The sequence below is a fragment of the Cryobacterium frigoriphilum genome (assembly GCF_004403305.1).
In the GTDB taxonomy this organism is placed as follows: Bacteria; Actinomycetota; Actinomycetes; order Actinomycetales; family Microbacteriaceae; genus Cryobacterium; species Cryobacterium frigoriphilum.
On record NZ_SOHE01000038.1, the window covers coordinates 1 to 26,496 of the forward strand.

General features: G+C 60.2%; 25 protein-coding genes and 3 pseudogenes. 14 read left to right on the forward strand and 14 right to left on the reverse strand.

The features are described 5' to 3' along the window. Window positions 1-605 (reverse strand): annotated as a pseudogene (locus E3T55_RS08090) (hypothetical protein); the annotation flags it as partial. Between the two features lie 104 nt (window positions 606-709). Between E3T55_RS08090 and E3T55_RS08095 the strand changes: the two are divergent. The 3 genes from E3T55_RS08095 (at window position 710) to katG (ending at window position 5,860) form a co-directional block, all read left to right on the forward strand. Then, window positions 710-1,711, forward strand: a complete 1,002-nt coding sequence (locus tag E3T55_RS08095; protein WP_241992949.1) for a helix-turn-helix transcriptional regulator — start codon at window positions 710-712, stop codon at window positions 1,709-1,711. Between the two features lie 404 nt (window positions 1,712-2,115). Continuing rightward, window positions 2,116-2,982 carry a pentapeptide repeat-containing protein gene (locus E3T55_RS08100; protein ID WP_134519070.1) on the forward strand — a complete coding sequence of 289 codons (867 nt, stop codon included), beginning with the start codon at window positions 2,116-2,118 and terminating at the stop codon, window positions 2,980-2,982. Between the two features lie 565 nt (window positions 2,983-3,547). After that, window positions 3,548-5,860: a catalase/peroxidase HPI gene (katG, locus tag E3T55_RS08105; RefSeq protein ID WP_134519071.1), complete on the forward strand. Its 2,313-nt coding sequence runs from the start codon at window positions 3,548-3,550 to the stop codon at window positions 5,858-5,860. Between the two features lie 478 nt (window positions 5,861-6,338). Here katG and E3T55_RS08110 read toward each other — a convergent pair whose 3' ends face one another. Next, entirely contained in the window at window positions 6,339-7,028 is a 690-nt protein-coding gene (locus E3T55_RS08110) for a response regulator transcription factor (RefSeq protein ID WP_134519072.1), read from the reverse strand. Then, window positions 7,025-7,939, reverse strand: a complete 915-nt coding sequence (locus E3T55_RS08115; RefSeq protein ID WP_134519073.1) for a sensor histidine kinase — start codon at window positions 7,937-7,939, stop codon at window positions 7,025-7,027. Before E3T55_RS08115 ends, E3T55_RS08110 begins: the two co-directional genes overlap by 4 nt. Before the next feature lie 135 nt (window positions 7,940-8,074). Here E3T55_RS08115 and E3T55_RS08120 point away from each other — a divergent pair, with 135 nt between their 5' ends. From E3T55_RS08120 to E3T55_RS08130, 3 genes are all read left to right on the forward strand, one after another. Then, window positions 8,075-8,782, forward strand: a complete 708-nt coding sequence (locus E3T55_RS08120; protein WP_134519074.1) for an ABC transporter ATP-binding protein — start codon at window positions 8,075-8,077, stop codon at window positions 8,780-8,782. Beyond that, window positions 8,779-10,140 carry an FtsX-like permease family protein gene (locus E3T55_RS08125; protein WP_134519075.1) on the forward strand — a complete coding sequence of 454 codons (1,362 nt, stop codon included), beginning with the start codon at window positions 8,779-8,781 and terminating at the stop codon, window positions 10,138-10,140. Before E3T55_RS08120 ends, E3T55_RS08125 begins: the two co-directional genes overlap by 4 nt. A gap of 235 nt (window positions 10,141-10,375) precedes the next feature. Beyond that, a complete protein-coding gene (locus E3T55_RS08130; RefSeq protein WP_241992947.1) occupies window positions 10,376-10,609 on the forward strand; it encodes a DUF2283 domain-containing protein in 234 nt (77 codons plus the stop codon). 122 nt (window positions 10,610-10,731) lie between these two features. On the opposite strand, the gene E3T55_RS08135 is transcribed toward E3T55_RS08130, so the two are convergent. The 4 genes from E3T55_RS08135 to E3T55_RS08150 form a co-directional block, all read right to left on the reverse strand. Then, a complete protein-coding gene (locus E3T55_RS08135; RefSeq protein WP_134519076.1) occupies window positions 10,732-11,160 on the reverse strand; it encodes a hypothetical protein in 429 nt (142 codons plus the stop codon). A 212-nt stretch (window positions 11,161-11,372) separates the two neighbouring features. Next, window positions 11,373-11,756 carry a SecDF P1 head subdomain-containing protein gene (locus tag E3T55_RS08140; protein ID WP_134519077.1) on the reverse strand — a complete coding sequence of 128 codons (384 nt, stop codon included), beginning with the start codon at window positions 11,754-11,756 and terminating at the stop codon, window positions 11,373-11,375. A gap of 352 nt (window positions 11,757-12,108) precedes the next feature. Further along, on the reverse strand, window positions 12,109-12,408 hold the full coding sequence (locus tag E3T55_RS08145; protein ID WP_134519078.1) for a hypothetical protein: 300 nt from the start codon (window positions 12,406-12,408) through the stop codon (window positions 12,109-12,111). A gap of 792 nt (window positions 12,409-13,200) precedes the next feature. Further along, the gene (locus tag E3T55_RS08150) at window positions 13,201-13,899 is read right to left on the reverse strand and encodes a hypothetical protein (protein WP_134519079.1); all 699 of its coding nucleotides are present in this window, start codon (window positions 13,897-13,899) and stop codon (window positions 13,201-13,203) included. Window positions 13,900-14,073: 174 nt separating this feature from the next. Here E3T55_RS08150 and E3T55_RS20545 point away from each other — a divergent pair. The 4 genes and pseudogenes from E3T55_RS20545 to E3T55_RS20230 all read left to right on the forward strand — a co-directional run. After that, window positions 14,074-14,154, forward strand: a pseudogene (locus tag E3T55_RS20545) (ATP-binding protein); the annotation flags it as partial. A 476-nt stretch (window positions 14,155-14,630) separates the two neighbouring features. Beyond that, window positions 14,631-15,917: an IS110 family RNA-guided transposase gene (locus tag E3T55_RS08160; protein ID WP_198418537.1), complete on the forward strand. Its 1,287-nt coding sequence runs from the start codon at window positions 14,631-14,633 to the stop codon at window positions 15,915-15,917. A 217-nt stretch (window positions 15,918-16,134) separates the two neighbouring features. Beyond that, complete coding sequence (locus E3T55_RS20225; RefSeq protein ID WP_166791717.1) at window positions 16,135-16,278, forward strand: GPGG-motif small membrane protein; 144 nt, start codon at window positions 16,135-16,137, stop codon at window positions 16,276-16,278. A 326-nt stretch (window positions 16,279-16,604) separates the two neighbouring features. Then, window positions 16,605-16,763 carry a hypothetical protein gene (locus E3T55_RS20230; RefSeq protein WP_166791715.1) on the forward strand — a complete coding sequence of 53 codons (159 nt, stop codon included), beginning with the start codon at window positions 16,605-16,607 and terminating at the stop codon, window positions 16,761-16,763. 99 nt (window positions 16,764-16,862) lie between these two features. Here the strand turns inward: E3T55_RS20230 and E3T55_RS08165 are convergent, their stop codons facing one another. The 3 genes and pseudogenes from E3T55_RS08165 to E3T55_RS20735 all read right to left on the reverse strand — a co-directional run. Then, a complete protein-coding gene (locus E3T55_RS08165; RefSeq protein ID WP_478213436.1) occupies window positions 16,863-17,246 on the reverse strand; it encodes a recombinase family protein in 384 nt (127 codons plus the stop codon). A gap of 123 nt (window positions 17,247-17,369) precedes the next feature. Next, window positions 17,370-17,738 (reverse strand): hypothetical protein, encoded by a 369-nt coding sequence (locus E3T55_RS08170; RefSeq protein WP_134519081.1) that lies wholly within the window; start codon window positions 17,736-17,738, stop codon window positions 17,370-17,372. Between the two features lie 289 nt (window positions 17,739-18,027). Beyond that, window positions 18,028-18,207 (reverse strand): annotated as a pseudogene (locus tag E3T55_RS20735) (IS30 family transposase); the annotation flags it as partial. A 933-nt stretch (window positions 18,208-19,140) separates the two neighbouring features. Here E3T55_RS20735 and E3T55_RS08175 point away from each other — a divergent pair. Then, window positions 19,141-19,782, forward strand: coding sequence for a DNA-3-methyladenine glycosylase (locus E3T55_RS08175; RefSeq protein WP_134519082.1), 642 nt, complete (start codon window positions 19,141-19,143; stop codon window positions 19,780-19,782). A gap of 136 nt (window positions 19,783-19,918) precedes the next feature. Here E3T55_RS08175 and E3T55_RS08180 read toward each other — a convergent pair whose 3' ends face one another. Together E3T55_RS08180 and E3T55_RS08185 are read right to left on the reverse strand one after the other, a co-directional pair. Continuing rightward, window positions 19,919-20,212, reverse strand: a complete 294-nt coding sequence (locus E3T55_RS08180) for a hypervirulence associated TUDOR domain-containing protein (protein WP_338145123.1) — start codon at window positions 20,210-20,212, stop codon at window positions 19,919-19,921. 6 nt (window positions 20,213-20,218) lie between these two features. Further along, window positions 20,219-20,752 (reverse strand): DUF488 domain-containing protein, encoded by a 534-nt coding sequence (locus E3T55_RS08185; protein WP_134519083.1) that lies wholly within the window; start codon window positions 20,750-20,752, stop codon window positions 20,219-20,221. A gap of 1,088 nt (window positions 20,753-21,840) precedes the next feature. On the opposite strand from E3T55_RS08185, the gene E3T55_RS08190 reads away from it, so the two are divergent. Continuing rightward, a complete protein-coding gene (locus E3T55_RS08190) occupies window positions 21,841-22,470 on the forward strand; it encodes a dienelactone hydrolase family protein (protein ID WP_134519084.1) in 630 nt (209 codons plus the stop codon). A gap of 188 nt (window positions 22,471-22,658) precedes the next feature. Beyond that, window positions 22,659-23,438 carry an amidohydrolase family protein gene (locus tag E3T55_RS08195; RefSeq protein ID WP_241992948.1) on the forward strand — a complete coding sequence of 260 codons (780 nt, stop codon included), beginning with the start codon at window positions 22,659-22,661 and terminating at the stop codon, window positions 23,436-23,438. Between the two features lie 300 nt (window positions 23,439-23,738). Here E3T55_RS08195 and E3T55_RS20940 read toward each other — a convergent pair whose 3' ends face one another. Further along, entirely contained in the window at window positions 23,739-23,867 is a 129-nt protein-coding gene (locus E3T55_RS20940; protein ID WP_255455384.1) for a hypothetical protein, read from the reverse strand. 829 nt (window positions 23,868-24,696) lie between these two features. Continuing rightward, complete coding sequence (locus E3T55_RS08200) at window positions 24,697-25,410, reverse strand: GAF and ANTAR domain-containing protein (RefSeq protein WP_134519085.1); 714 nt, start codon at window positions 25,408-25,410, stop codon at window positions 24,697-24,699. Window positions 25,411-25,911: 501 nt separating this feature from the next. Here E3T55_RS08200 and E3T55_RS08205 point away from each other — a divergent pair. Further along, entirely contained in the window at window positions 25,912-26,220 is a 309-nt protein-coding gene (locus tag E3T55_RS08205; protein WP_134519086.1) for a sigma-70 family RNA polymerase sigma factor, read from the forward strand. Window positions 26,221-26,496: the final 276 nt, after the last annotated feature.

Below are 26,496 nucleotides of genomic sequence, written 5' to 3' on the forward strand. Positions count from 1 at the left end.
TCGCCATATCGGCGTGGAGGTAGGCGTCGGTGCTGTGCGTGTCGGCGTGACCGAGCCAGAGCGCGATGACGGCGATGTCGACCCCGCCGGCCAGGAGATCCGGCGAGTGAACCAACGCCGCCCGCAGCCCCGCTGACGAAAACCATATCGCCCGCGCGTACCTGGGCGATATCAACGATCCCGTGATGCGCAGTGACACCTTGATTCAGCACGTATTCCGCTCCCGGCAGGACTTCGATCGGTACCGGCCAAAACGTTTCCGCAGCCGCGACGGTCTCCTCCCGCCATCCGCTCATGTGCGTCACGACCGATCCAACCTGCAGATCGGCTGCTGACTCCGTGACTGTTCCAACGGCCCCGCCCCAGAGCGGCGTCCCCAGCAAATAGGGCGGCATTGGAAGGCCAGGATGTTCCGTCATGAGATCGGCCATGACGGCGGTGATCTGGAGAAAATCGTTCCGCACGCGAACCTGACCGGGCTCCAGACGGGCGGTATCGATTGTCTGCATCGTGAGGCAGTGCGAAGGAGAGACGGTGTGATCGGTGCGGTACTGGTTCAGGACGATCTCTTCTGTGGTGGTGGCAAGCGCGGTGATGTTGGGCATGTGAAGTACTCCAGTTGGGTTCGGCCCGGTGGTTGCTGGGCAGTTGCCACCGTAGAAGTAGTACCGGACAGATCTCGTCCGCTACAAGGTGGAAGATGAATGTCATGTGGGACACCTCCGGACGACTGCTGAGATTGTTAGCGCTGCTCCAACGCACCCGGGAGTGGAATGCTGCCGAGTTAGCAGCAGAGCTCGAGGTGACGGCCCGCACGGTTCGACGCGACGTCGCCCGGCTTCGTGATCTGGGCTACCCGGTGGCCAGCGTGCACGGCACTGGTGGTGGCTACCAGCTCGAAGCCGGTGCAACATTGCCTCCGCTGATGTTCGACGCCGAAGAAGCAATTGCCACCCTCCTCGCGCTACAGGACGCATCCGCGACAGGCAATCGTGGTGCAGCCCCTGGGGCGCTCAGTGCCCTCGACAAGCTCAATCGCGTCATGCCGCCCCGACTTCGTTCCGCGATCGATGCCCTGGCACAAAACTCCAGCCGCATCGACCTGGGCAGCCAGATCGGCTCAGACCCGGCGCCCGTGAACGCGAACACTCTCGTGCTGCTCGCGCGAGCGTGCCGGGCCCGTCGACAAGTCGAGGTCATGTACCAGGGTCGCTCGGGAATGAGTGGGCGTCGATACCTTGAGCCGCTCCATCTGGTGCGCACGATGAACCGGTGGTACCTCGTTGCGTTTTCTCTCGATGTGAACGGCTGGCGCATCTTTCGTGTCGACCGCCTAGCGGATGCCAACATCACGACAGTCTCAAGTCGCCCTCGAAAACCGCCGGCGGAAGACCTCGATGTCTATGTTGCGGGCCGAGTCGGTGCGGCGGTCCGGCAGGTGACCGCGACCGTGCGCGTGCACGCTCCCCGCGCTGAGGTCGCCCACTGGATCTCAGCCGCCTGGGGAACCATTACCGAGGAAACAGCCCAAACGTCAATCGTCAACGCGGGCGCGGACAGCTATAACGCGATCGCACGCTGGCTGCTTCTGATGGATAGACCCTTAATCGTCATCGACCCGCCAGCTCTGCAAGCGGCATTTGCGACCATCGCCATCGAGGCAAAACGCACCGCTTCGAAAGAGGCCATAGGGAGGTCTGCGGCGAAATAGCAAAAATGTTAGCTCCCAACTGTGGCGTGCACGTGATTGAGGCGCAGGCCCACGATCCGTTTTCTGGGACGCGCCACTTCTACTCAGCGAGGTTTTCGACGATGAATGGCCGGCTCAATGGCGTCAGCAAAGTCAGCGACAGATTCAAAATTTGATAGTCCCGTAGGGGGTTCGGCTTGCGGGCAAGGTCCGATGAGCATGGAGCACAGGCGGTGGCCCAAGTGTCAGATACTCTGATGCCCGTGATATTTCATTCGTCTCTGTGACCCAGAGCCCCTGTAGGGATTCCAGTTCACTCCTCATCCGAGGAGTAGTGATTCAGTGCGCCCGCGAGGGGAGCTCCAGTCGGAGTTCCCGTGCATCCCGGCCACCTATCGAACTCATCACTGGAAGATCCCATTCACATGACATCAGCGAACTCTCTCGAGCCTGCTTCGCCCGCCCTCGACCGGGCATCCCTGCGACCTGACTGCGGCAATTGCTTTGCCCTCTGCTGCACTGCCTTCGGTTTCTCACGTTCTGCAGACTTTCCTGTCGACAAACCCGCAGGTTCTCCTTGCCACAACCTGGCACCTGACTTCTCGTGCACGATCCATGACACACTGCGCCCGAGGGGCTTCCGTGGCTGCACCGTCTTTGACTGCTTCGGTGCTGGCCAAAACGTGTCGCAAGGGCTCTTTTTCGGAAAGAGCTGGATCGAAAGCCCTGACACCAAGAGCGAGATGTTTGCCGCGTTCGCTGCCGCACGGCAGCTCCATGAGATGCTGTGGTATCTGGCCGAGGCACAGACGCGAACGTTCGATCCCGACGCCTCACACCGTGCGGCACAGCTCAGGAACACGATCGAGCAAGCCGTCGGGGGTGAACTATCGGACGTGCTTTCACTGGATGTTCAGGATCTTCACTCCCAGGTGAGATTAACGCTCATCGAGGTCAGCGAAGAAGTACGGGCGGCCTACCTTGCCGCTGGCGATGACCACCTGGAATCCGCGCTGAAACCGGGAGCAGACCTGATGGGTAAAAATCTCAGGTCCCGCCGACTGTGCGGGGCAGATCTCCGTGGGGCCTATCTCATCGCCGCAGACCTGCGGGACAGCGACTTGTCAGGAGTCGATCTGCTCGGTGCCGACTTCAGAGATGCACGCCTTGACGGCGCTGACCTCTTGAAGGCCCTATACGTGACGCAGCCGCAACTCAACGCTGCGCACGGCAACCATGTAACTCGTCTACCCGCGGATCTGAAAATGCCGTCCCATTGGCAAGACGCCTGACACCGCACAACTCGACGGGGAGCCTTGGCAGGTACTGAACACTGCCCGGGCAAACGACTCGCGGTATCGCTCAACAATCCGGATGCAGCCGCCGGACTTCTGGTGAGTTCGAGCGCTACCGAGGGGTGGCGTAGTCCCGTAGGGGGTTCCCCACTAGGAGCCTCTGGCGGGGGTGCTCCCAGGTCACCGCGAGCGGAACACGATTCGCGGAAATCAAGCTCTCGACAGCCCCCATCCTCCGGCGTCGGTTTCACCGGGCTTCGCACCGCCCGCACCGCAGCAATCGGCGCAGGGCTTTATTTGGTTTGGCCGTCGTGCGCTCGGCCACCGCACCACCGCCGTCTAGAAGTCAGTCACTTTCTTGGCAGGCCACGCGCACCTTGCGGGAATACGATCTCTCTATCGGGCTTCCCGTCACCTCGGCAGCCCGCGACGCACCGCCTCACAGCAGCGTCGAAGCATCGCTGCACCACAGATTGACGCCGCTGCGATGCGGCGGCTAATCGTTAAATTGTGACCCCGACGACACCGTTTCTTATCCAGCTAAAGCACACAGGGAGCATCAATGGGCACTGACGACCAGACCAACACATGCAGTTTCCACATGAGCGGTGCGCTGCCAGCAGGTGGCGACCACCTCGGTGGCACCTTCGGTCAGTCGCCGACCCTGGACAGTTGGTACCCGCAGCGTCTCCGGGTTGAGCTTCTCCACCGGAACGGCGTAGACGCCGACCCGCTCGGCGCGGACTTCGACTACGCGGCGGCTTTCGCCACGATCGACCTCACGACGCTCAAGTCGGACATCAAGCGACTGCTCACCACATCGGTCGACTGGTGGCCGGCGGACTACGGCAACTACGGTCCACAGATGATCCGAATGGCGTGGCATGCCGCCGGCACGTACCGAATTGCCGACGGCCGTGGCGGAGCGGGCACCGCGATGCAGCGGTTCGCACCAATCGGAAGCTGGTGGGACAACGGCAACACAGACAAATCACGACGACTCCTACAACCAATCAAGCACCAGTACGGCAACGCTCTGTCGTGGGCCGACCTGATGGTCTTGACCGGCAACTGCTCCCTCGAGTTGATGGGCCTGCCGACGTACGGCTTCGGTGGTGGACGACTCGATGCCTGGGAACCGGACGACGGCACCTGGTGGGGCCCGGAGGTCTGGAACCCGCACACGGTCGCGAGCCCTGACGAGATGGTGAGCCGCGACGAACGCTGGCATGGTCAGAACGGCGACGCGGGCTACGACTTGCAGAGCCCCCTGGCCGCGTCGCACCAGGCGCTCATCTACGTCAACCCTGAGGGGCCCTATTCGAACGGCGACCCGCTGGGCTCAGCACGCGACATTCGCATCACGTTCACGCGGATGGCGATGAACGACGAGGAAACGGTGGCATTGATCGCCGGTGGCCACGCGTTCGGTAAGAGCCACGGCCAGGTACCCGCATCCGACATCGGACCATCACCCGAGAAAGCCCCGATCGAGTCGATGGGGCTCGGTTGGCACAACCCGGTGGGTACCGGCAGTGCCGAGCACACTTCGACCAACGGCATCGAGGGCAGCTGGACTCCGAACCCGACACAGTGGGACAACGCCTACCTCGAGAACCTGTTCGCGTACGACTACGAGCAGACGAAAAGCTTGGCAGGCGCGCTGCAGTGGACACCGACTGACTCGGAGGCGCCGAAGACTCCGGACGCCCACGTACCCGGTCAGATGAACCCGCTCATGATGATGACCTCGGACATCGCACTCAAGGTCGACCCGGAGTATCGGGCCATATGCGAGCGTTTCCTGGCCGACTTCGATCTGTTCACCCTCGCGTTCTCGAAGGCCTGGTACAAGCTCACGCACCGCGACATGGGGCCGAAGCACCGGTACCTCGGCCCGGAGGTCACCATCGCCGACGACCTGCTCTGGCAGGACCCGCTCCCGGACACAGCAGGATACTCACTCGACGAGGCCGACGTGGCAGCGCTCAAGGAAGCCGTCCTCGCGACCGGGCTGTCAGTGTCCGACCTCGTTTACACGGCGTTCTCCGCCGCCTCGACCTACCGCGACAGCGACAAGCGCGGAGGGGCGAACGGTGCCCGCCTGGCCTTATCGCCGCAGAAAGACTGGGCGGTCAACCGACGCACCGTCCCAGTCATCGACGCGCTGCGGAACGTGCAGGCGGCTTTCACGGTGACGTCGGGCGGACGGAAGGTATCTCTCGCCGACCTCATCGTCCTCGCCGGCAGCGCCGCCGTGGAGCAGGCGGCACGGGCGGCAGGATCTGACGCCAGCGTGCCGTTTACGCCAGGCCGTGTCGACACGACGCAGGAGTTGACCGACATCGAGATGTTCGAGTGGCTGCGACCCATTGCGGACGGGTTCCGCAACTTCGTGTCCGAGCGCTTCGAAGAGTTTGCTCCGGGCGTCGCACCCGAGGCGGCATTCCTCGACAAGGCGAACCTGTTCACTCTCACCGCACCGGAGTGGACCGTCCTGCACGCCGGGCTCCGCGTGCTCGGCAGCAACTGGGACGGGTCCGACGTGGGTGTGCTCACGGATCACGTCGGAGCCCTGACGACCGACTTCCTCGTAAACCTGACCGACACCGACCTCATCTGGACGAAGGACGACGAGACCGCGATGACCTTCACTGGTCGGGTTCAGGCGACCGGCGAGGCTCGCTGGAGGGCCTCCCGGAATGACCTGGTATTCGGCTCGAACGCGCAACTGCGGTCGATCGCCGACGCCTACGCGGGCAGCGACGGGCAAGAGCGGTTCGTCCGCGCATTCATCCGCGTCTGGTCGAAGGTCATGATGCTCGACCGCTACGACGTCACTGGCCACAAGCGTTACGGGGCGATGGCCGCCTGACCCCGGAGGTCGCGTCCCGGCGAGCTGACGGCGTGGAGGCACGGCGCGGTCACGCGCTGAGCCTCCAAGCCGTCGAGGCCTTGACCGAACGATGCTTGCGGCCGCGAGCCGAACGTTGCACGGATTGATCAGGCTGGGGACGGCCAAGGAACCTTCGCGGGCAGCAAGTGGTCGACCACACTCGCACCTCGACGGACTGCGAGGGTGGACGGGCCGCTATGCCCTGGAAGCCGTTGCCCCCACTCGTAGAGACGCCGGCCGGATTTACTTTGGCCTCGGGTCGCGAGAGGGTGCCGCTGATGTTCTCTGTGGCGGCTCGTAAGGCCTGAGCCTTCCGGGGTCATGTCCCGCTGAGGAATGCGTGTGACCGGTAGGGGTTCCCCTTGCGGGACACGCTCACACGCCGTGATGTGATCACACGGAGGTTTCGGGCGAGTTCAGACTCAGGCGCATGAACGAAGAGAGTCGACTCAACGAGTCAATCATTGGCAGTGAGATAGGCCAGCACCGCGCGTACCCGGCGATTGTCCTCGCCAGCTGGCAGTTCTAGTTTCATGAACACATTTGTGACGTGTTTGGAGACGGCGCTGGCGGAGAGGTAGAGCCGTTCAGCGATCTGCTGGTTCGATAGTCCTTGGCTCATTAGCTCCAGCACTTCGAACTCGCGGGCACTGAGCCGATCCAGTGCTGTACGGCGGCCATGGATGAGGCGAGTCGCGACTTCAGGATCTACAACAACGCCGCCTGCGGCGATGATCGATAGTGACCGCATGAAGTCCGCCACGCGTGAAATGCGGTCCTTCAAAAGATATCCGAGGCCTCCGGCCTCTTGTGGTGACACCATGGATGACCCGTCTCCCCATCCGTTGAAGAGGTCCGTCGCGTGGGCAGTGGCCACATACTGGGACAGGACAAGAATTCCCATTCCCGGGTAATCTCTGCGGATGTTGATTGCTGCGGCCAGGCCGTCGTCACGCATGCCTGGCGGCATTCTGACGTCGGTGATAACAACGTCGGGGCGCCGCCCATCGTGCACGGCCGTTGCAAGTGCGAGGATCAATTCCGGGGCGGTGGCCGCCTGCGAGATGACCTCGTGACCCTGACGCTCGACCAGGGAGACTAAACCCTCGCGCAGAAGCGCAGAGTCATCGGCGATGATCAGTTTCATGGGTTTGTTTCGTTGGTTGGAGTGAGTAGTAGCGGTATCCGGGCTGACAGTGTCGTGGGCCCGCCCTTGGGTGAAACCAGTTCCAGGGAGCCACCAAAGGCAGCTAGTCGTTCACGCATCCCGACGAGCCCGCCGTCGTTGCGCAACTGGGCGCCTCCTGGCCCGTTGTCCACGACGGAAACGTGCAGGTCTGCATCGGCGGCCAGCAGCAGTGTCGCTGTCGCTCCCGGTGCGTGTTTGGTCACGTTTGTCAGGGCTTCGGAGCAGAAGAACCAGGCGGTCGCTGCGACGCCCTCGGGCATGTTCGGTAAACGGTGCGGGCAGTGCACTGCTACGTCTACAGTGCTGCGTTCGACCATGTCGGTGACGGCGGCGAGCAGTCCCAGGTCCGCGAGTGCTTGGGGGTGAATGTTGGATACGGTGGAGCGCAGTGCGCGCATCGCTTCCTCCGCGTCGCGGTGCGCTCCCTCCAGCAATGAGGCGAGGAGCATCGGCTCAGAGACTGGGGCGCTGGCGCGGTTGTGAAGCACGGATGAGGCTTCGCCGAGTTTCATACTGGCCGACACTAAGTATTGTTGGGCGCCGTCGTGCAAGTCGCGCTCGATGCGACGTCGTTCGATCTCGAATGCTGACACGATGACCCGCCGGGAATCACGCACCTCCCGGAGTTCCCGTGCCCAATCAACAGGCCGCGCTGTGATGGCCACGAATTTTGCGCGCTCCAACTTCAGCAATACCCACCACGCGAGGACTGCCACTGCCACAGCTGCAAAGCTGGCGAACAGGCTGAACTCGTTTGCTCGCGCTGACAGCGTGACGCCCAACAGGAAACCAATGACCAAGACACTCGCTAGACCGACTCCAGCTTGGCTAAGAAATAGGATGCGACGGTGGCGCGTGAGGTCTTGCATAGAAACAACTCTAGAAGAGGCACAAACGATCAGCCCCGTGAACGTGGCCTCCGCGCTAAAGGGTGGAGCTGACTCCACCCTTTACGGGAGGCTGGCGTCATGGCGCCCGCCTTCCCGCCATGGTCGACTAGGAACATGATCACCCCCTCGTTACCGCGCAAGACTCTCGCCGCTCATAATCTCTCGAAGTCCTATGGACCGGTGCGTGCGCTGGCCGATGTGACCTTCGACATCCCCTCGGGACAGGCCGTTGCCATCATGGGGCCGTCCGGATCGGGCAAATCGACATTGTTGCATTGCTTGTCCGGGATCCTCGTTCCCGACGCCGGAGAGGTGTCGCTGGGCGGTGAATCCGTGTCGGGCTTGAAAGACAAACATCGTTCGCTGTTGAGGCGGCGCCGGTTTGGCTTCGTCTTCCAAGACGGCCAGCTCTTGCCAGAACTCCCTGCTCGCGAGAACGTCGCTCTTCCTCTCCTCCTCACGGGTATTCCCAGAAACCGTGCCCTGAAGACAGCGGACGAGTGGTTGGGCAAACTTGGATTAGCGGGCATGGAGAATCGCCGTCCGGGCGAGCTATCCGGGGGTCAGGCCCAGCGGATCGCGATTGCTCGGGCACTTATTCACGAACCCGAGGTGGTCTTCGCCGACGAACCTACCGGCGCATTGGACCAGGCAACCGGGCATGAGGTGATGCAGATTCTCACAGCGACCACTGCCAGCTCTGGAGCCTCACTGGTGGTCGTCACCCACGATGATGAGGTCGCCAGATGGTGTCAGCGTCTCATCGAAATCCGCGACGCTATGGTTCACGACGACCAGCTGATCAGTCGGAGTACCCGATGAGCGTCGCCGTCACTCTTGCACCCCGGTTAGCGATCGAACGCATCCGAGCGACCAAGGGCGCTGGTGTTCTAGACGCTATGGCAGTTCTCGCCTTCACGGTTTCCTCGTGGCTGGCACTGACTGTTGCCGGGGGAACCTGGATGTTTTTCCAGCGATGGCAGGTCGAGGGTGCGCTCTCCAGTTCTCAGCAGTCTGGGCTCGCAGTCACCTACGTCGCCCTGGCTGGCTTCGCCTGTGCCCTGCTGGTCATCCCGATCCTCGGCCTTGGAGGTGGCGCCGCCCGTCTCGGTGCCCGCGGACGTGTCCGCCGTTTGGCCTCGCTGCGCCTCATTGGGATGACCAGCGGCGAAGTAGTACGGATTTCGGTCATCGAGACGATCGTGCAATCTGTCGTCGGGGCGTTGCTGGGATCGGCCATATTCGTCTTCTCCCTACCTCTCTGGCAACTCTTGAGTTTTCAGATGCGACCCATCGGTATTGCAGAGTTGCTGCTGCCCTGGTGGCTGTGGCTCATGGTTATCGGTGCGTTGGTCGTTCTGGCCATGGCCTCGACCGTTCTTGGCCTGCGACGCGTCACCATCTCGCCCCTCGGTGTCGCGCGCGATCAAACACCTCGCCGCCTCAAAAGGTGGCGACTACTGGTGGTCGCGGCGCTGGTCATTGCCTTCCTCCTGTACGCACAATTCACGGACATCGCCAGCCTCATCGGCCTCGTCACCACGGTCGGGTTCCTTGCTGTGGTCATCGGCTCAATCAACCTCGTCGGGCCTTGGCTCATGCAACTGGTCGCCCGGCCGGGAGCGAGAACCAGCAACGTAGCACGCCTCCTGGCTGCCCGACGCATCCTCGACGATCCCCGAGGCGCTTGGCGCAACGTGGCATCTCTGGCATTTCTCGGATTCATCGCCGGCTTTGTCGTCACGATGCCGACGACTACGGGCGATAGTGGCCCTAACACCTTCTTCGTCCATGATATCCAGACCGGAGTCGCAATCACCCTGGCACTGGGGCTCGTCCTGGCCGCGACCGCCACTCTCATGACTCAGGCCTCCCAAGTTTTCGATCGCGCCCCGGAGTCAATTGCGCTCGACCGAATGGGCGTGCCCGCAACCATTCATCTTGCAGTTCGTCGCCGCTTGGTTGTGGTCCCACTCGCGGTTGCGCTGGGCACATCGGTACCCCTTGGGCTGGTACTGTCGACGGTCGCGGCCGTCCAACTCGAAAGCTTCCCAGTTGTAGGTGTTTCCCTACTAGCAGGCACCGTGATCCTGGGTTTCTTACTCTCCCTGGGGGCAGCAGAAGCATGCCGCCCACTACAAGACGGAGTCCTCAGAGTGCAGCGTCGCCGCAACGACTGACGGACGACAACCCCGAGGTCGCCGCCGACAGTCGCTACCTAATCCTCGGGATTGGGTAGCGAACCAGCCGCCTCAGCTCGCGCACCGCGCATAGCTGGGGACTACTGTCTCAGCTGTCCCGCAGGGGGTTCCCAACTGACACGCCATCGGTGCGCTCGGGCGCCGGGTGGTTTGGTGCCCAATTCGTCGCACTCGTCGTCCGTCCTGCGGGCGCCGATTACCGTATTCTTGCGCCGTGAAGAAGTTGCGGCGAGGCACTTATGACCGGTCTGCGGATGCGGCTTATTTCAACATTTCACCTCGGATAAACGCCGGGGAGGCCGTTCGGCAGGACGTTCACGAAATCGACGGCCGCGGCGAAGTCATTCTCGACTTCGATGAAGACGGCAAGCTTCTAGGGGTCGAGATCCGCGGTGCCAAGTCTCTGCTGCGCCCGTCCACCCTGAAACAAGCCAAGCGAGTCGGCTGACCCAGTGCCGCCCCGGTCCTATGGCCGTTCCGCTCCCGGGCGGTAATACCGCTATTCTGCGGCAATAGAGCACCGCCGCTCTTCTTCAATAGCCACAGGGGTGGCGGGAAAATTCGGCTGCGTCAGCCGATGAGTGTCGACCATGCGACATCGATCACGCAGAGACCATCGTCGGTTTCGCGGTAAAAGACGTAGCCGGGATGTTTGTCACCGGGAGTCGCCCCCTCGGGAAGACCCTCTATGTTGATGTTCCACTGCGGATCGAGTGGTACTTGTTCATCCCAGTAGTCGGCAAAGAACCGTTCCGGCTCGCCTGCAGAGCGGCCTTCCCAATCTTTTGCCGTACTGAGGTCGGCTTCGGCGGCTTCGGCGTCTTCGCAAACGAGATCAGATGTCCCGCCAGAAGCGAGGTCTTTGATGAGGTTCTCGGTAGTTTGGATAACCTGAGCACCGTCGTTCCCCCAAATTAGCGTGTCTACAGAGCACCCGCTCAAGACCACTGCGCACACAGTTGCGAATCCGGCAAGAGCGAGGACGCGACGAGGCTTCATGCCTTGAGGCTACAAGATGGCACGTAGTCGCCTCACTTGGAGCGGAGATTCCGAGAACCCGCGTGATTCCTTATATGTGCCCGCTCCGCGGTCCCCCTGCGGGCCAGTCGAGGCGTCGGCCGCAGCGGTACGAGTTGATTTCCGTGCGTCTAGAAGGTGGAAGCGGTAAATGGCGTGCCGTCGAATCCCGGAGTCGAGGTCGATTGGGGAGGTCAAGGAGTTGTCGTAGCCATCAGGTCTGCGGCGACCTGCTCGGCCTCGGATGCAGTCTCGAACATCAATGTCAGCGGGCTGCTGCTGAGGACATCCTTCACGACCGGTGCGGAGAGGACCCGGCCATCGACGACAATCGCCAGGTTCTGGTCCAGCGCTTCCTGAGAAGCTTCGCTGAGCGTGTCGGTATCTGTGTCATTGAGATCAAGGTTCACGGAGTTTGTCGATCCCTGGTTCTCGGAGAGCGTTACGGATTCCGGCGTGATCACACCCAGCACATCTGAAAGCTCGTATGTGATGGTTCCTGCCTGGTCACACGCGGTGGCTGCGCCGTCTGCGGTCAGAGACGGCGCGGTGCATGGACTGTCAACGGAGGAGATCACGAACCGAAGCTGAAGCGGTTTCCCCGGCGAATTCGTGTCGCCGGCGGCCGTGGCACTACACCCCGCGAGAAACGTCGCGGCGACCGCAAGCGCAAGTAGGAGGATCGGTCCTCGACGCGTCTCATTGTTGAGTCGTGGTCGGACATCCGAGCGTGACAACCCTGTGTTCGACATGTTGTGTTCCCCCATCTTTGCGGCACTACGAACTGTTCTACAAGCTCGCAGAGACTCGGACAGGTGTCAAATAAATAGCCTGTTCTCCTGAACGAACGCGCCCGCGCCGACGGTCTCTCGGCGGCCCGCATCAGGTTCCCCTCTCGGGAACGGACCCAGAGCCAGCGATCGCAGGGAGCTAAGAGGCCCACTCTTCGGCGACGATCTGCATCCATGCTGCCGCACGATATGCCTCGATGTCGTCGGCGGCGAGAATGGCGCTGATCAGCTCTTCGGTTCCTGAGACATAGACGCTCGCGCCGTAGAGGTCGTTACCGACTGCCCACACACCATCCGCGGGCATCCACCACTGAGCACTTCTGCCGCCGGCCATCCCATCGAAGGGCTCCCCGCCATCGGCGAGGTCGCCGGCGAGAATGAGCACTTTACGACCGGGCAGGATCTTAATGCTCGCCGTGTCTCGTAGGTCATCGCGCATCCCGGCGTACCCTTCCCAAACTAAGAAGAAACACTCGGTGGGTGCGGACGTGTGTGCTCGGAGAAGCCGCGCGAGCGTTGCGGCCACGCCGGGTTCGATGGTCCCAATTGTGCGATTTACTTCCCGCGCGCCGCCGTTGAGGTCGGTCCACTTCGTAGTTGCGTCCACCTCGGACTGCTCCGCAGCAAAGGTCCACCAGGCGAGCGGTTGACCGTCAGCGTCATGCATGGGATTCATTACACGCGCATATGAAACGTGCCCACGAGGCAGGTAGTCACCCACGGTCATCGATCCACCCTGGAGAGAAGGCAGCTCAGCGATGACGTGCGGGACGAGGCCAATCGGATGCAATGCCATCTCCGCACCCTATCGAGTATTCGAGGTCAGCCCGATGGCGACCTGTCGGGATAGAGCTCTCCCTTGCGGGTCGCCCCAAGCCATCGCGGCGGGGCTATCTGTCGGTGGCCGTGACAAGCTGGGCGCTTTCTAGCCATCGTCGCAACGACTCTCATTTATGAGGTGTTCTAGGTGTAGTCGAAGTTTGAGTTGGTGGAGAAACAGGCGCGGTTCTGGGTGTTGATGACCCGGGGCTCGACTCTGACTGCAGCGTGTGATCCTGTGGGGGTGAATCGACGAACTGGACGGCTTTGGCGTCAAGCAACGGGTAGGCGGATTCATCCGAGGCAGAGCGGAGGACGCCTTCTCGAGTAGTCAGGTGGGTTCCGTGCGGTGGCCCGTCATCGATGACGGGCCACCGGCGGTCGTTGCCCAGAAAGGGTGTTGAGCGCGTGCTTAGTCGAGGACGCCGCAGGCGGCCGGGTCGGTTGCTTCTGCAGGCAGGTTCGGGTCGAGCTCGCTTGCACCCGCACTGAAGTCGTACTCACCGTTGCCGTTGTAATCGACACCATGGATCACGACGACGCCTTCGCCTTCGCGGATAGATTCGGCAATTTCTTTCGCCGTTCCTGTTCCGTCCGGCCCCGGGTAGCCCGTTCCCGCCACCTTGGTGATGCGGATGTTATCGCGGCTGTAGTGGTAGCTGCCGCCCTCAGACACCGGAAAACGAGTCACATCCAGGAAGCTGCTGGGAGTCGTGTCGCCTGTCGTGTTCAGCGACACAACGACCGGGCCATACGCGGGAACCCCTTCCGCAGTGTTCAAGCGGCCATCACCGTTGCTGTCCAGAGCCAGGGTGGGGCACTCGTGCAGCGCTTGCTCGCCGTAGTGGATATGTTGGGCATGCGGAGCGTCTGGTGTCAGACCAGAAGCATGCACTTCAATGTGCTTGATCCTCTGGTTACGAACTGTTGCTGTGGCAGTTCCTGACGCCCCGGAGCCGTTGAGCTCCGTGAGATCGGCGGACAGCGATACCGTTTTTTTGTCGCCGGAGTGTCCAGGATCGTGCGCTTGAGCTGCGCCGGCCCCGAATGTAGCCGCAGCGAGTAACGCAACGGTCGAAGCCCCCAGAATCCCCATGGAATATCGTTTCACGATTATCTCCTTGAGTAACCGCCAGCAAGAAGGTCCCGCTGGTCGTGGATAGTTCGTAATAAACACTAATGAAATTTAGTCATGTTAAGGGATTTGTTCACTTTATATTTCCCAGAGTCCGAGCAATACTCGGCGCCGAACCAGTCGACGTTGGGCCACGGCGACTCCGATCCCATCGACCGCATCGTCCACCACGGCCGGCTCCTCCAATTCCGCGGCGAGTCCTACCGCGTCAAACACGCCCTCATGAAATAGCCTCACGCGGCCCCGCCCGACATTGCAAACACCACATCACCAAGGGCCACGGCAACGAAAACGACCCCGAAAACCGGCCGCAAATGCCAGCCTGCTCAAATGGCCGGAAACGGTGCCGAACTGGCAGGTTATTTAGCGCTGAAATGGCCGGCTTTAAGTTGACAAAACACACACGAGTTCGAAACTGCAGATTCACGGGTCACCGGAGCAAATCTTCACGCTCCGGTTCCGCACGGAGATGAGGAATCACACAGAGATACTGGATATGGCTCTGGTGCGGGGTGACTCAAAATTACACTGACTCCTTTCGAGGTTGTCTTTGAGTGGATCTGTCCGCCGGACCAGAGCCGATAGTGCCGCTTGATCGGGGCGACATGACTTGATAGGAGCCTGGCCAACAGCCTCACCTCTGTGCTGTCTGCCCTCCCGACCCAACGGTGATTTCCCTTCAACGACGAAACGGGAGTACCGAAGTCATGACAGTTGCAAGTAGTGAACCGCCGCAATTCACCATCGCGGCCGAGTCACTACGAATCATCTTCGCCGGGGTTGATACCCACAAAGACACGCACAACGTCGCTATCGTCGACGACCATGGACAACCGATCGCCGACCGAGAATTCCTCGCAGTTGGGAGCGGCTATCGGAAAATCATCGAGTTCCTCCACGCCTACGGCATCGTGGATGCTGTTGGCGTTGAAGGCACCGGCTCCTACGGTGCGGAACTTGCCCGCGTTTTGGCCAATGCCGGAATGCGCGTGCTTGAGGTCAATCGCGCCAACCGTGCCGAGCGTCGACTGCGCGGCAAATCCGATCCCCTCGACGCCCACCAAGCGGCGATGTCGGTTCTGGCCGGGCGCGGGTTATCAACCCCGAAACAACGCGATGGTGACGTCGAGTCGATGCGGGTCTTACTTGCCGAACGCTCCTCTACCACCAAGGCGCGCACGGCCAGTATCAATCAGATCCATGCCTTGCTGGTGAGCGCGCCCGAGGCCATCCGGCATGATTTTCGCCGATACGACGGCAATAAACTCACGGTTGCGCTCGCGCGCACACGACCCACACCGGGCACCACTCCGGAGCTGATCGTGCGGGCATCAGCGAAACGCCTCGCGCAATGCCATCAGGTGCCGGCGGCGGATATTGCTCTTATCGACAGTCAACTTGGTCAACTCGCCAGCCGGCAGAATCCGGCTCTCATGGCCGCAAGCGGTGTGGGCCCGTTTGTTGCCGCGCACCTGCTCGCCACTGCCGGCGACAACCCAGACCGCATCTCCACTAAGGCCCAGTTCGCTGCCCTCTGCGGCGTCGCACCTATTCCGGCATCTTCGGGAAAGCGGCAGCGTTTTCGTCTCTCGCGCGGTGGTGACCGGCAAGCTAACGCTGCCCTGCACCGTATTGTCCTGCTCCGCAAACGCCACAAGGAACCTCGGACTATGGCCTACATCGCCCGACGCACCGCTGAAGGCCTTTCCGACCGCGACATCGTCCGTTGCCTCAAACGCCACGTCGCCAACGAAATATTCGCGTTGCTCACCCAAAATCCCGCTGTCCCTCTGCCCGGTGACCCACGGCTGCGGCAACGCCGCCAGACCCTTGGCATCGTCCTCACCGACGCGGCCAAACAGCTCAACGTTCCCTACCAGCGCTTACGTCGACTCGAGATAGGACAACGCGCCGACACCGACCTGGAAACCACCTTCAGCGCCCGGCTCGACGACCAATCCCGACAATCGAAACCCACCCCAAAGGCCGCTTGACATCAATAGGAGCATCCACTCAGCAGGACATGACCGGTGCTTGGGTTCTCTTGGTCGTTTCGCATGGCCGCTAACACATGATGACAGAGCCTCACCTCCACGACATTCTGGATAAAACACAGTGTCAGAGACCGAGCAGAGGGTAGGTTCGCTTCAACAGATCGAAAACCGCTGTGGGCGTCCAGCCCGCCGGCGCTAAATGAAATGGAGCAGCACCATGGCGACAATTCTCTGGATCATCGCGGTAATCCTCGTTATTGCAGGTATTATCGCGCTATTTCGACGCCAGATTCTCTGGGGCATTGTGCTCATCGTCGTGGGACTGTTGGTTGGTCCAGGTGGCGTAAGCCTCTTCACTTGAGAATGCGGATCGCAGGCGCGTTTCGGGGCGTAGCGGAACTCCCAAACGGTTTCGGCGTGAAGTATCCCCTGACGCTCTTCGTTGCCTGAGCGCTGCATCACCTCCAGGAGGCCATAGCTTTTCCTGACACTTGCAATCGTCTCGCCGAGCGGACCGGCATGGACGGGTCCAACCGAGCCTTCACCAACCCCGAGGCTCGGCAAAGTCATATGGGCGAGAGGACGGGAGGGACTGCATGAATATTCGCTTCGAAGGGCACCACCTGTGGTGCGAGTGAGCCCCACTGTTCAGACATGTGACTTGCATCGTTTAGCCCCACTACCGGCGTGGTTAAGCCCCACCTGAAAAGTTCCTCGCACCATCTGAGCGCCACGTGTGTCGGCGCCGACGTCATCATGGATCAGATCATCCACAACACCACCTGGGTCGACACCGGCACCTACAACATGCGGGAACAACCGCCCTCGCGTCCGCGTAACCCGTGACGGGGAGCACCTGTGGTACTGAACACCACCGCTGGTGCTCTTCCGCACGACCAGTGGGGCTCAACCGCACGATCGGGTGGCTCTCAAGGCATCAAATACTCACCGTGCTCGCGCCGCGGCCAGCCCCGTGACAGTACGTTCGGAGATGAGCCCCCGCTCGAACTCCGCGAGAGCCGCGAAGACGCCGAAGACGCCGAAGACGCCGAAGACGCCGAAGACGCCGAAGACGAGCTTCCCAGATGCAGTCGTAGTGTCGACCGCGGCACCCTCGCCGGTGAGCATTTTAAGGTCGATACCGCGGTCGGTGAGATCATGCACCGTATTGACCAACGGGCGCAAATCTCGGCCGAGACGGTCCAGCTTCCACACCAAAAGAGCGTCCCCCTCACGGAGCGCCTTCAAGCAATCCGCCAGTGGAAGACGATCGTCCTTCTTTCTGGAAGCACGGTTCCCATAAAGGTTGCCCGGGTCAACGCCAGCCACCGGAGCGCGCACCACCAGGTCCAATAGCCCAGATCTAATGACTAGGTTACTCAGTTCAAGAACTTGCGATATTTGCGCGAGAGGGCGCTCCCCTCGTCAGCGGCCACCGGGCACTCGCGATAATCAATTGCGAGGCGCCGGCAACCGCCTGACGATCGAGGAGCACACCAGCACGACCCCCACAATCGACGGGTAACCGCTTGCAGCGCCGTACCCCAGAACTCCAGGCACGTCCTCCCACAACGACGCCGGAGGCCCCGAGCTGATCCCAGTGAGTCCGGCGAACAACACAAACATGAGGATGAAAATGCCGGCAGTCAGACCAACAATCGACCAGCGCCACCCGACAAAGACGCTCAGCCCCGAGAGGATAGAGATCGCGATCGTCGACAAAAGACCGGTACCCAAGCCGCCCACCGTCAGAACCGCCCATGCCACCGCAGCGACGTAGTAGATCAGCGCACCCGCAGCGAGGCCAAGAAACGCCTGCACTCCTCGTGGAACTCTCCTTCGATATACACGTCCTCGACTGTTCTCAGCAGCAATCCCTGCCATGATTATTCCCTCTCTCACACTCGTAGGGTCATCCCGAGTTGTCGGCAAGCGTCACCTCCGGCGACTGAGCAATCGAGGCTGTGCCGCGGTCGTTTCTGGTTCAGTGTCGCCACAAGTGTGCGTTCGTACTCAACGAACTCTGCCGAATTGATTATCGCCAGCTCACACGAGCGGAGCACCTCGATAAGTGTCAGGGCTATGAAGAACGACCCGCTGACGGTTGGCTTCAAATGGTCGTTACAACACAGGCCGATTTATGCGGTTGCGAGAAGCTTAGTGAAGAGCTCGGCGGGGTTGCCCAGTTGAGGGGTTTGCGTGATCGGTTGTTGAGTTCGTGGGTCACGCGTTCCAGACCCGCCATGGTCTGCGTGCTGAGATCGGTGCCCTGGGGAAAGTACTGGTGCACTTAGCGCCACGCGCCCAAGATGAACGAATCGGCAAGTTGGCGCCAACGCGGTGGATAAAATTTAAGTCGGGAAGGCTGAGGCAAACGAGGCGACCGCTGACTCGAAATGAGCGAACATGACATGTCGTCGCGGTGCCTCTATGTTCATGACTTCAAAAGCAGAACCACGTTTCTCGATGTAGCCCAGCACCTTCTCGGGCGACCTTTCGTGGCAGCGGCGATCCCCCACACGCCATTCATGATCGGACAAACTACGGACCTCGAGATCTCCCGTTGCGCACGGTTCATGACCCTGATTCGACATTGAATCTCCTCGCGATGAGCGGTCCAGACTGGCGGTACCTCAACCAGCTCCGATGCCGCTTGCATCACCACCCAACATACCCCCGTCCATGGCGGTATGCCGTTGCCGGTGAATACATTGCCGACTAATTGGCATCAGCGCGAACAGCGCTGCGCAGAGTCCGACCCGACTTCAGGTAGCGGGTGTCTCCGAAGTGCAGAGCCCATCTCGGCCAAGGTCTCGTTCTGTTCGGGGTCACGCTCAATCGAAGTTTTTTGCGTTACGGAGCTCCGCGTGGCGTCGTGTAACCCTGCGGCACGGCACTCTGGCTCCAGAGAGTGTTCCTTCCGTAGCATCGCGTCGCGTCGCGTCGCGCTTGCGTTCATATCCGACAGACTCACCACATTCGCCTTAGCCTGGTATTGTGGCCTCGCCCGGCTCGTCATCGTCGCTGTGATCATCAACGTGGCCAGCCTGTTTTACGACCGGCGTTACCTGGCACCATTGACTGCCCAAGCTTCCATATTGCCCAGTGATCTCGGCACAGCCACTACGCAGCTCACCCACTTGGCCTTGCTCAAAGACCGATTTCCGGGACGCTCCCAGAATCTCGTTCAGATGTTGCCGTCGGGAGTGGATACGCTGACCAAATGACCTTGCTGACTGGATTTCATCTAGCGAACCGCGGGTTTTTTGCGCGCGAGGTGCTCGATGTCGCACCGGAAGTTCTCGGCTGTATCCTTCAGCGCACCGATGATGATGGCACGGTGGCCATTCAAATTACCGAGGTCGAGGCGTATGCGGGTGAACGCGACCCCGGCGCGCACACCTATCGGGGTAAGACGAATCGGAATAAGACAATGTTCGGCCCTGGCGGACACCTTTACTGCTACTTCACTTATGGGATGCACCACGCGTTGAACCTTGTTACCGGGCACTCAGGCCAACCATACGGTTGTCTCATTAGGGCAGGAGACGTGCTGGCAGGAACCGACATCGCTCGAAGGAGGCGGGAAAGTAAACCTCGAAAAGTTCCTCTCCGAGAGAGCAGCTTGGCGCGGGGCCCTGGCTGCGTTGCCCAAAGCTTCGGAGCTACCCTGGCAAACGACGGTGACAATCTTTTCGGCGGACAGTGGAAATTTCTCGTTCCTGACGAGGAAATAGTTCTACCCCACCGAACTGGCCCCCGCGTGGGCGTCAGCGGGCCCGGCGGCGATGCGACGAACTTTCCTTGGCGTTTCTGGTTAGCTGATGCGTCATCCGTTTCAACATACAAACCAGGCCGCCCATAGCCATGACCTCAAACGAAATCGCGGTAAACCCGCCACTCTGAGAACGTCCCCATCCGATCCGTGACCGTCAGTAATCTGGCCGCAGGTGCCCAGAGGTCGAATCTTTACCGCCTACGACCAATGATCGCCGCACTGGCTAGATGTTTGTCAGTGCCTCGCCCTTATGCATCGCCACATGGTCTGTCGTGTCGCTCGTGATCTCATACTGCGGATCATCAGGGCTACAGCGGCGTATACGACCTTTGTGTTCGACGTCTCGCATATGAATCTTCGTGATAATACCCTGCACATAACCGGCCTCAGAGTTCCAGCGCACGTGAGCGCCAACAAAGAATTTCACTGCCATGAGTATGCCTTCCACCACCACAATGTTGCCGAATGTCTTCAGCGTAATCGGTGCACCACCGTGCTCAACCCGGATTCGTACCATTGTTGATCAATTTTCCGGCGGGTACCAGACGCGGTCACCATCGACCTTCGCGAAACTGGTCATGGTGTGTGGCGTGGTCTTGGTCAGGCTCATAATGTCAACAACCTGCAGGCCGCGAGCCAGCAACGCATCGCCAATCAGTGATCGATGACAACGCCACGGAACGGCCTCGGCACACATGATCGCTACCGTCTGCTTCTCCGCCAACGCGATCAACTCGTCAACACCGGCCACGAACTCGGGCGTTTGCATGTAATCGGCGTAGTTGCGAAAGCTCTTATTACGCCACGCCCCGTTGATAGATGCCTCTGCCGCCGGAGTGTGCCGTAACCCGCCTAGCCCGGGGAGTCGCTGATAGTCGATACCTACCTCCGGCATACTTGCGACAAGTTCGTGTTCCTCAAACTGCGGGTTGTGACGAGACCCCGGAACACTCCGTACGTCGATGAGCCGTTTGACACCATTTGCATTCAACATTCCTACGAACTCAACAATCGGATGAGTCGAATGCCCGATCGTGCACACACGGATACCAGCCATGCTTTATTAAACCGTACGTAGTGAAGCCTGCAGTAACCGTATCCAACCCCGCACGGCGCTAACCTCAACGCACCGCAGGGGAACTCACAAATCGCACGAATTTGCTCATTAACCCTGAGCTGGAATCGGCCGGTCAGGCGGCGGTGTGACGACGAGAATTCACGCTCTCTGCGATGCCAACCCACGCCATCGCTGGTGCCCTCTCGCGTGATCGGTGGTGCCGAACCGCACGATTGGGTGGTGCTCAAAGCCCTAAATATTCAGGGCAGCCGGCGAGTGCAGCGAACCGGTGACGACAGTCGCCAGCCTTGTTTGAACAGAGAACCCTGCAAACGACGTAACGTCATCGGCGCTGTTTCGCCGTACGCACGCAAGGGCGCGGCATCACCACCCACTGTGACAAGCTCACCCGCACTCACCGCGGTTGAGCTGTCTCTAAAGCCATAACCATCTATTCGACGGCATAAAAAGGCTCTCCCTAGTTCTGGGGTAGTCCTGTTCTTTTAGCACGTTGACGCGTCTAGGGCAGGCTGTCAGCCTGGTGGTGCGGTTGATGGCAACGATGTGTTCTGCTACCAAGATGGAACACCCACCACCGCCGATTGGGGGACATCATCAAATTCAAAAGTCAGATCATCGTGACGCTTCTCAAACAAAGCGCGATAAAAGAATCCCAGAGAACCTCGTTGAGCATGAACCAGTTTGGTCAACTACCCGCTGTTCTCATCAACCCGAGGAGCAACGCTGGTTGCATCATCCCCGGTATCTGGTTGGGCGATCCCCAAGACTTCACAGCTGACGGAACGACGTACCGATGCCTGACCATAGCTGACGACGTTTCACGACGCACCTGACCCTGCCGGAACGACAAATCCGCACACCCGATCTAATCCTGTTTTATAACCGCCGCTGCATGCAATTACTCACGCAGTCCGATGTGGACACAGAGAACCCCCGTCGAAATATTCGGCTACTCAAACAGCTCTACCCCACTCGGATAAGTCTCCGGGATGTTTACCAGACACGGTGTCGTTACCGTCAGATAACGACAGAATATGACCTGATGCGTAAGACGTTAAGGTGGCAGCATGGCTCTTGTCAGCATTGCATTCCGCGGAACTACCCTTGAATACGGCACGCCGGGCCAGCCGTTAGTTATCCTGCTGCACGACTGGTACGGCCGGCTTTCTGGCATGGAAGACTACGGCATTCCTCTTGCTCAGCGCGGCTTTCACGTGCTTGTTCCCGATCTTTTCAATGGGTGGGCCGCCACCAGCGCCGCGGACGCCGCTATTCTCCTCGGCCGGCTCACCCCCTCGGCAGCATTAGGCACGATCAGCGAGCTTGTGCACTCCGGGCGCACATATGGTGCGCCGCGAGTGGGGCTGGTGGGCTTTTCAGTAGGCGGCTGGCTCGCTCTTCTCATGGCCCAGTCCGGCAATCTCGACGCCGTCGTCGCCTACGACGCTGTGCTCAACAACAGAGAGCCGGGAGTGCTGCCCTGCCCTGTCCAACTACATTTCGCGGGAGTGAACGGTCCAGATCCTGAATCGTTCGTCGCCCGACTCCTCGCCGATGGGACAACCCTGGAACGCTTCGACGATTTCACGGCAGCACGTTCCTTCGCCAGCACCAGCATCCCCACTTTAACGACACAGTCCGATGCGCTCGCCTTCGCCCGCACAACACAGTTTCTTGAGAGGTACCTCCTCGACTAAGTCCGATCCAACGCAATCCCCATCCACAGGATCAATCTGACCACACGAAGTTGGACCCCGATAATAGCAGCAGAGGTAGAACCAGTGCCCCGGGCGCGATCGGGCAGTGATACTTCATCGGCGAAGGTCCCACCCAGAAAACTGAACTATCGGACGGACGATGCATGGGACCCCTCGCTGATCGTGACGTGACCACTTGGTGGCAGCGACTCGAGCTGCCGGGGGTGATTAATATCCACACCCATTTCATGCCCGAGCGGATGTTGCGGCGCGTAAGGGCGCACTTCGATGAAGCCGGCCCTCTGATCGGACGCCCGTGGCCGATCGAGTATCGCTGGAACCAAGACAGCCGACTCGCGCACCTGCGGCAGACGGGCGTACATCGCTTCACCGCGTTGACGTACGCGCATCGGCCCGGAATGGCGGCCGATCTCACCGACTTCGCTTTGAAACTGTCGGCCGCTGAACCCGACTGCGTCCCCAGCGCGACGTTCTTCCCGGAGGACGGTGTCCTTGATCAAGTACGTTCGGCGCTGGAGCTGGGCGCGCGGGTATTCAAAATCCATGCGCAGGTGGGTGGGTTCGACCTGCGAGAGCCTGCCCTAGACAAGGCATGGGGGCTGCTGGCAGATGCCGCCGTTCCAGTGGTCATTCATGTGGCTAGTGCCCCGGTTGCCCGTACCAGTTTCACCGGTCCGGACGCACGCGAGGGAGTGCTGCAGCGTCATCCGCATCTGACCGCCGTGGTCGCGCACCTGGGTGCGCCCGAGTACGCAGAATTCCTCACCCTGGCCGATCGCCCGCGCGTGCATCTCGACACGACGATGGTGTTCACGGACTTTTTCGAAGACGCCGAGCCGTTCCCGACCGACCTGCGGCCACGGCTGGCGGCCCTGGCAGATCGAGTCGTGCTGGGCAGCGACTTACCAAATATCCCCCATTCCTACGCCCATCAACTCGAGGCATGAGAACGTCTGCGAGAGCGAGAGCGAGAGCCGCGCCTCGACGACGACTGGCTCCGTGCGGTCTGCTGGTTCAATGGTCACAGGCTGATCAGAGACCGAGCCAACATCCCCAGTGTTCCGCAGGCTCGGTCCCAGACTTGAGACTAAAAAAGGCTTCCCTTCGAAGCTATCGGTGGCGTCGGCCACAACACACTTCCCATGCCTGGCAACAACTGAAGCATCACCGGTACCGACTCGGGCTATCCGCCACCTCGGGTAAAACAATCGGAGGTGCTTCCAAGGTGTGGAAAGAGTTGAGCAGGGCTAGACAGATGCCGTGATGACGGACCTGGCGATATTTCTGTCGGCGATGAGGCTCTCGACACGCTCTTCCTTGATGTCGGAGATGAATATTTCTTCGCTCTGCAACAAGCGCGTAATGTGTCCGACCATGTCAGTATGTGCCGAGTTGCTCCCAGCGTGTAGGCACTGTTGGTTGTATCTCTGGACAGACGCATCGGCCAAGATCACCCGAATCGTGCACCACGCTGACGTTCCCAGCCTCAAAGTACCAGGCAGCAGCTGGAAGCCACCAGCCCGAACCGATACGGCATAGTAGAAAATACAGACAGTGATCCCAATGTTTAGGGGAACTACTGATTCTATTTTGGGTCGGTGTTCACTACGAAACTGTCAAGCCGAAGGAGCCTTGTTGTGAGCGAGCGCCACACCCAGCGGGGCACGGAGGCTGAGCGATTTGAACATTGGGTTGTCCGCGTGGAAGCGCTTCGAAATTATGGAAGGTTTGCTGCCTCTGTCGACAACGTCAGGGTTCGGTTGGTGTCCGTTTCGCCCCGGAGACACTCGAGCGGGGGGACCGCTGTCAAAACCAAGCTTGAATTGACCGTTCCATATGTACAAGGAATGGAAGCGGATGAATATCTCATAACGATGAAAGGCTTCGCCGTGCTCCGCCGGAGCCAACAACAAGCCGTGGACGAGCTACGCGCGCAACTCCACACGTTCGCCCAGGACCTCGCTCTCGCCATCGGAGACACTGGCGCTAACAATCCCCCTTTAGCGATCACGCTTCGAGTCGACGGGGAACAGACGTCGGGTTGGTCGATCATAGACGGACCAATTCACGGCTGTATTATCCCCGCGCTCGGTGGTTTCGTGGCTTGGCTCGGCAGGGTCGAGAGGACCAGACCAAGTCAAGTCATCAGCCAAGACCTTTACGAATACGTAGCTCACAAATAGCGTGAACAGGAGCAGCCCTGACCTAGATCACGACGAGGCTGTTGATCACGTTAGTGGCGCTAGTGTGCATCGGTTCCTGACGCGATCGAGCATGCTCGCGAAGGCGCTTGAACGCCTCATCCATATTGATGCTGTTGCGTTCGGCGATGACACCCTTGGCCTGCTCAATGAAAACACGACTGTTGAGCGCACGCTGTAGCTGAGCGGTCACTGTCGCATTCTCACGAGCCGAACGTTCGTGCAACAGGCTAATGGTCGCAACGTCAGCCAGCGCCTGACCAATGATCGCGTCTTCATCGCTCAACAAGCCCTTCCGCGTTCGGAACAGATTCAACGCCCCGATGGTATTGGGACGAAAGCGCATCGGAATGGCATGAACCGAATGGAAACCTTGGGACAACGCTGCGGCTTGAAAATCGGGGTACCGATCTCCCGCCGCCTCAATGTCACTAAGCGTGACTACCTTGCCAGACCGGTACGCGTCAACGCAGGGCCCCGCTCCGGCTTCACGCTGCAGCACTTCAACGATGCGGCTTTCCTCACTGGTGGAAGCGAGAACTTGCAGGTTGCCGTCCTGATCCGCCAAGAGAATACCCGCGGCACTTGCGTCAAGCAACACAACACATTGATCCACCAGAGTGCGCAAGAGATCGAGCGCGTCATACTCTCCGACCAGAGCGTCAGCAAGTTCCACAAATGCTCCGCTTACCAGCGCGGCGCGAGTCATACTCTTCATCGCAATATTGTGGACCACAATTTGCGGTCGAGACAGAACCTAACCCGATTATCAGTATTTCAGCAGATTTCACGATGCTGCTGTGGTGGGCTTCGTGCAGTCCCACGAATGTCAGGGAAAAGCCCCGTGCTGTGGACTGTTCAGGGCTTGGCACAGCCTCCCTCGTAGGAGGTATCCATCTCAACACCGGCGACCACCAGCACATCCCTGGCAGACCAGTCCTCCGTAACTGCCTATCGTGGCCACATGCACGTGATCGATGAACATGCGCGATCTCTGCAATTCAGACGTTTGACTGCGTGACAGTTATGAATTTGTAACGATGAACGGTCTCGTTTTGGCAGCGAATCGTGACCGATTTCGTATTCATCAATCACCTTGACACACCCCGTTAAGGGCACATATCTTCATAGCGTTGCCCGTGAATCTACCAGCAAATTCACTCACCGAGCCCAGGAGTGCCGTGCCCACACTCGTCCTCCAATCATCCCGGACCGCACCATGACCGCCGCCGAGACAGCCCCGCGCTCCCCCGGGGATGGTGTCGGCAGTCACTTGCTTCTCGAACGAGTAGCTGCCGGTGATGCACGCGCCTTCGGCACCCTGTATGACGCCTTCGTCGCCGAAACCTATGCGATCTGTCTGTTCAATTGTGCAAACCCGTCGGCAGCCGACAAAGCCATGATCCGAACATGGATCTTCGTGTGGAGCCACGCCGCCGCACTCAACGAACAGGTGGGTTCAACGCAACATATTGTGCTGTCCACTGCTTGGGCCGTCACCTCACAACAACGCAGAGGCCCTCCATAGCTGCATGTCTGCTGGGCCCACTCCTCCCCAAAGGAATACGTTAAAGCCAATGTTCATGCTCGCCTACCCAACCCTGAAAACACGCGGACCGCTATGCAGACCCGAACGAAAAATAACAATCGAACTAGGCAGGATGGGCGGGCGGATCATGAGCGATACGGCTCGGTGTGGGTGCGTCGGAATTTGTCAAGGTGAATGAGGCCAGTGGGAGTTTAGGCGGCTAGTTTTAGCCCTTCAACCTCAACTGGTTTCTCGGCTGGTTTGTTGATCCATGCC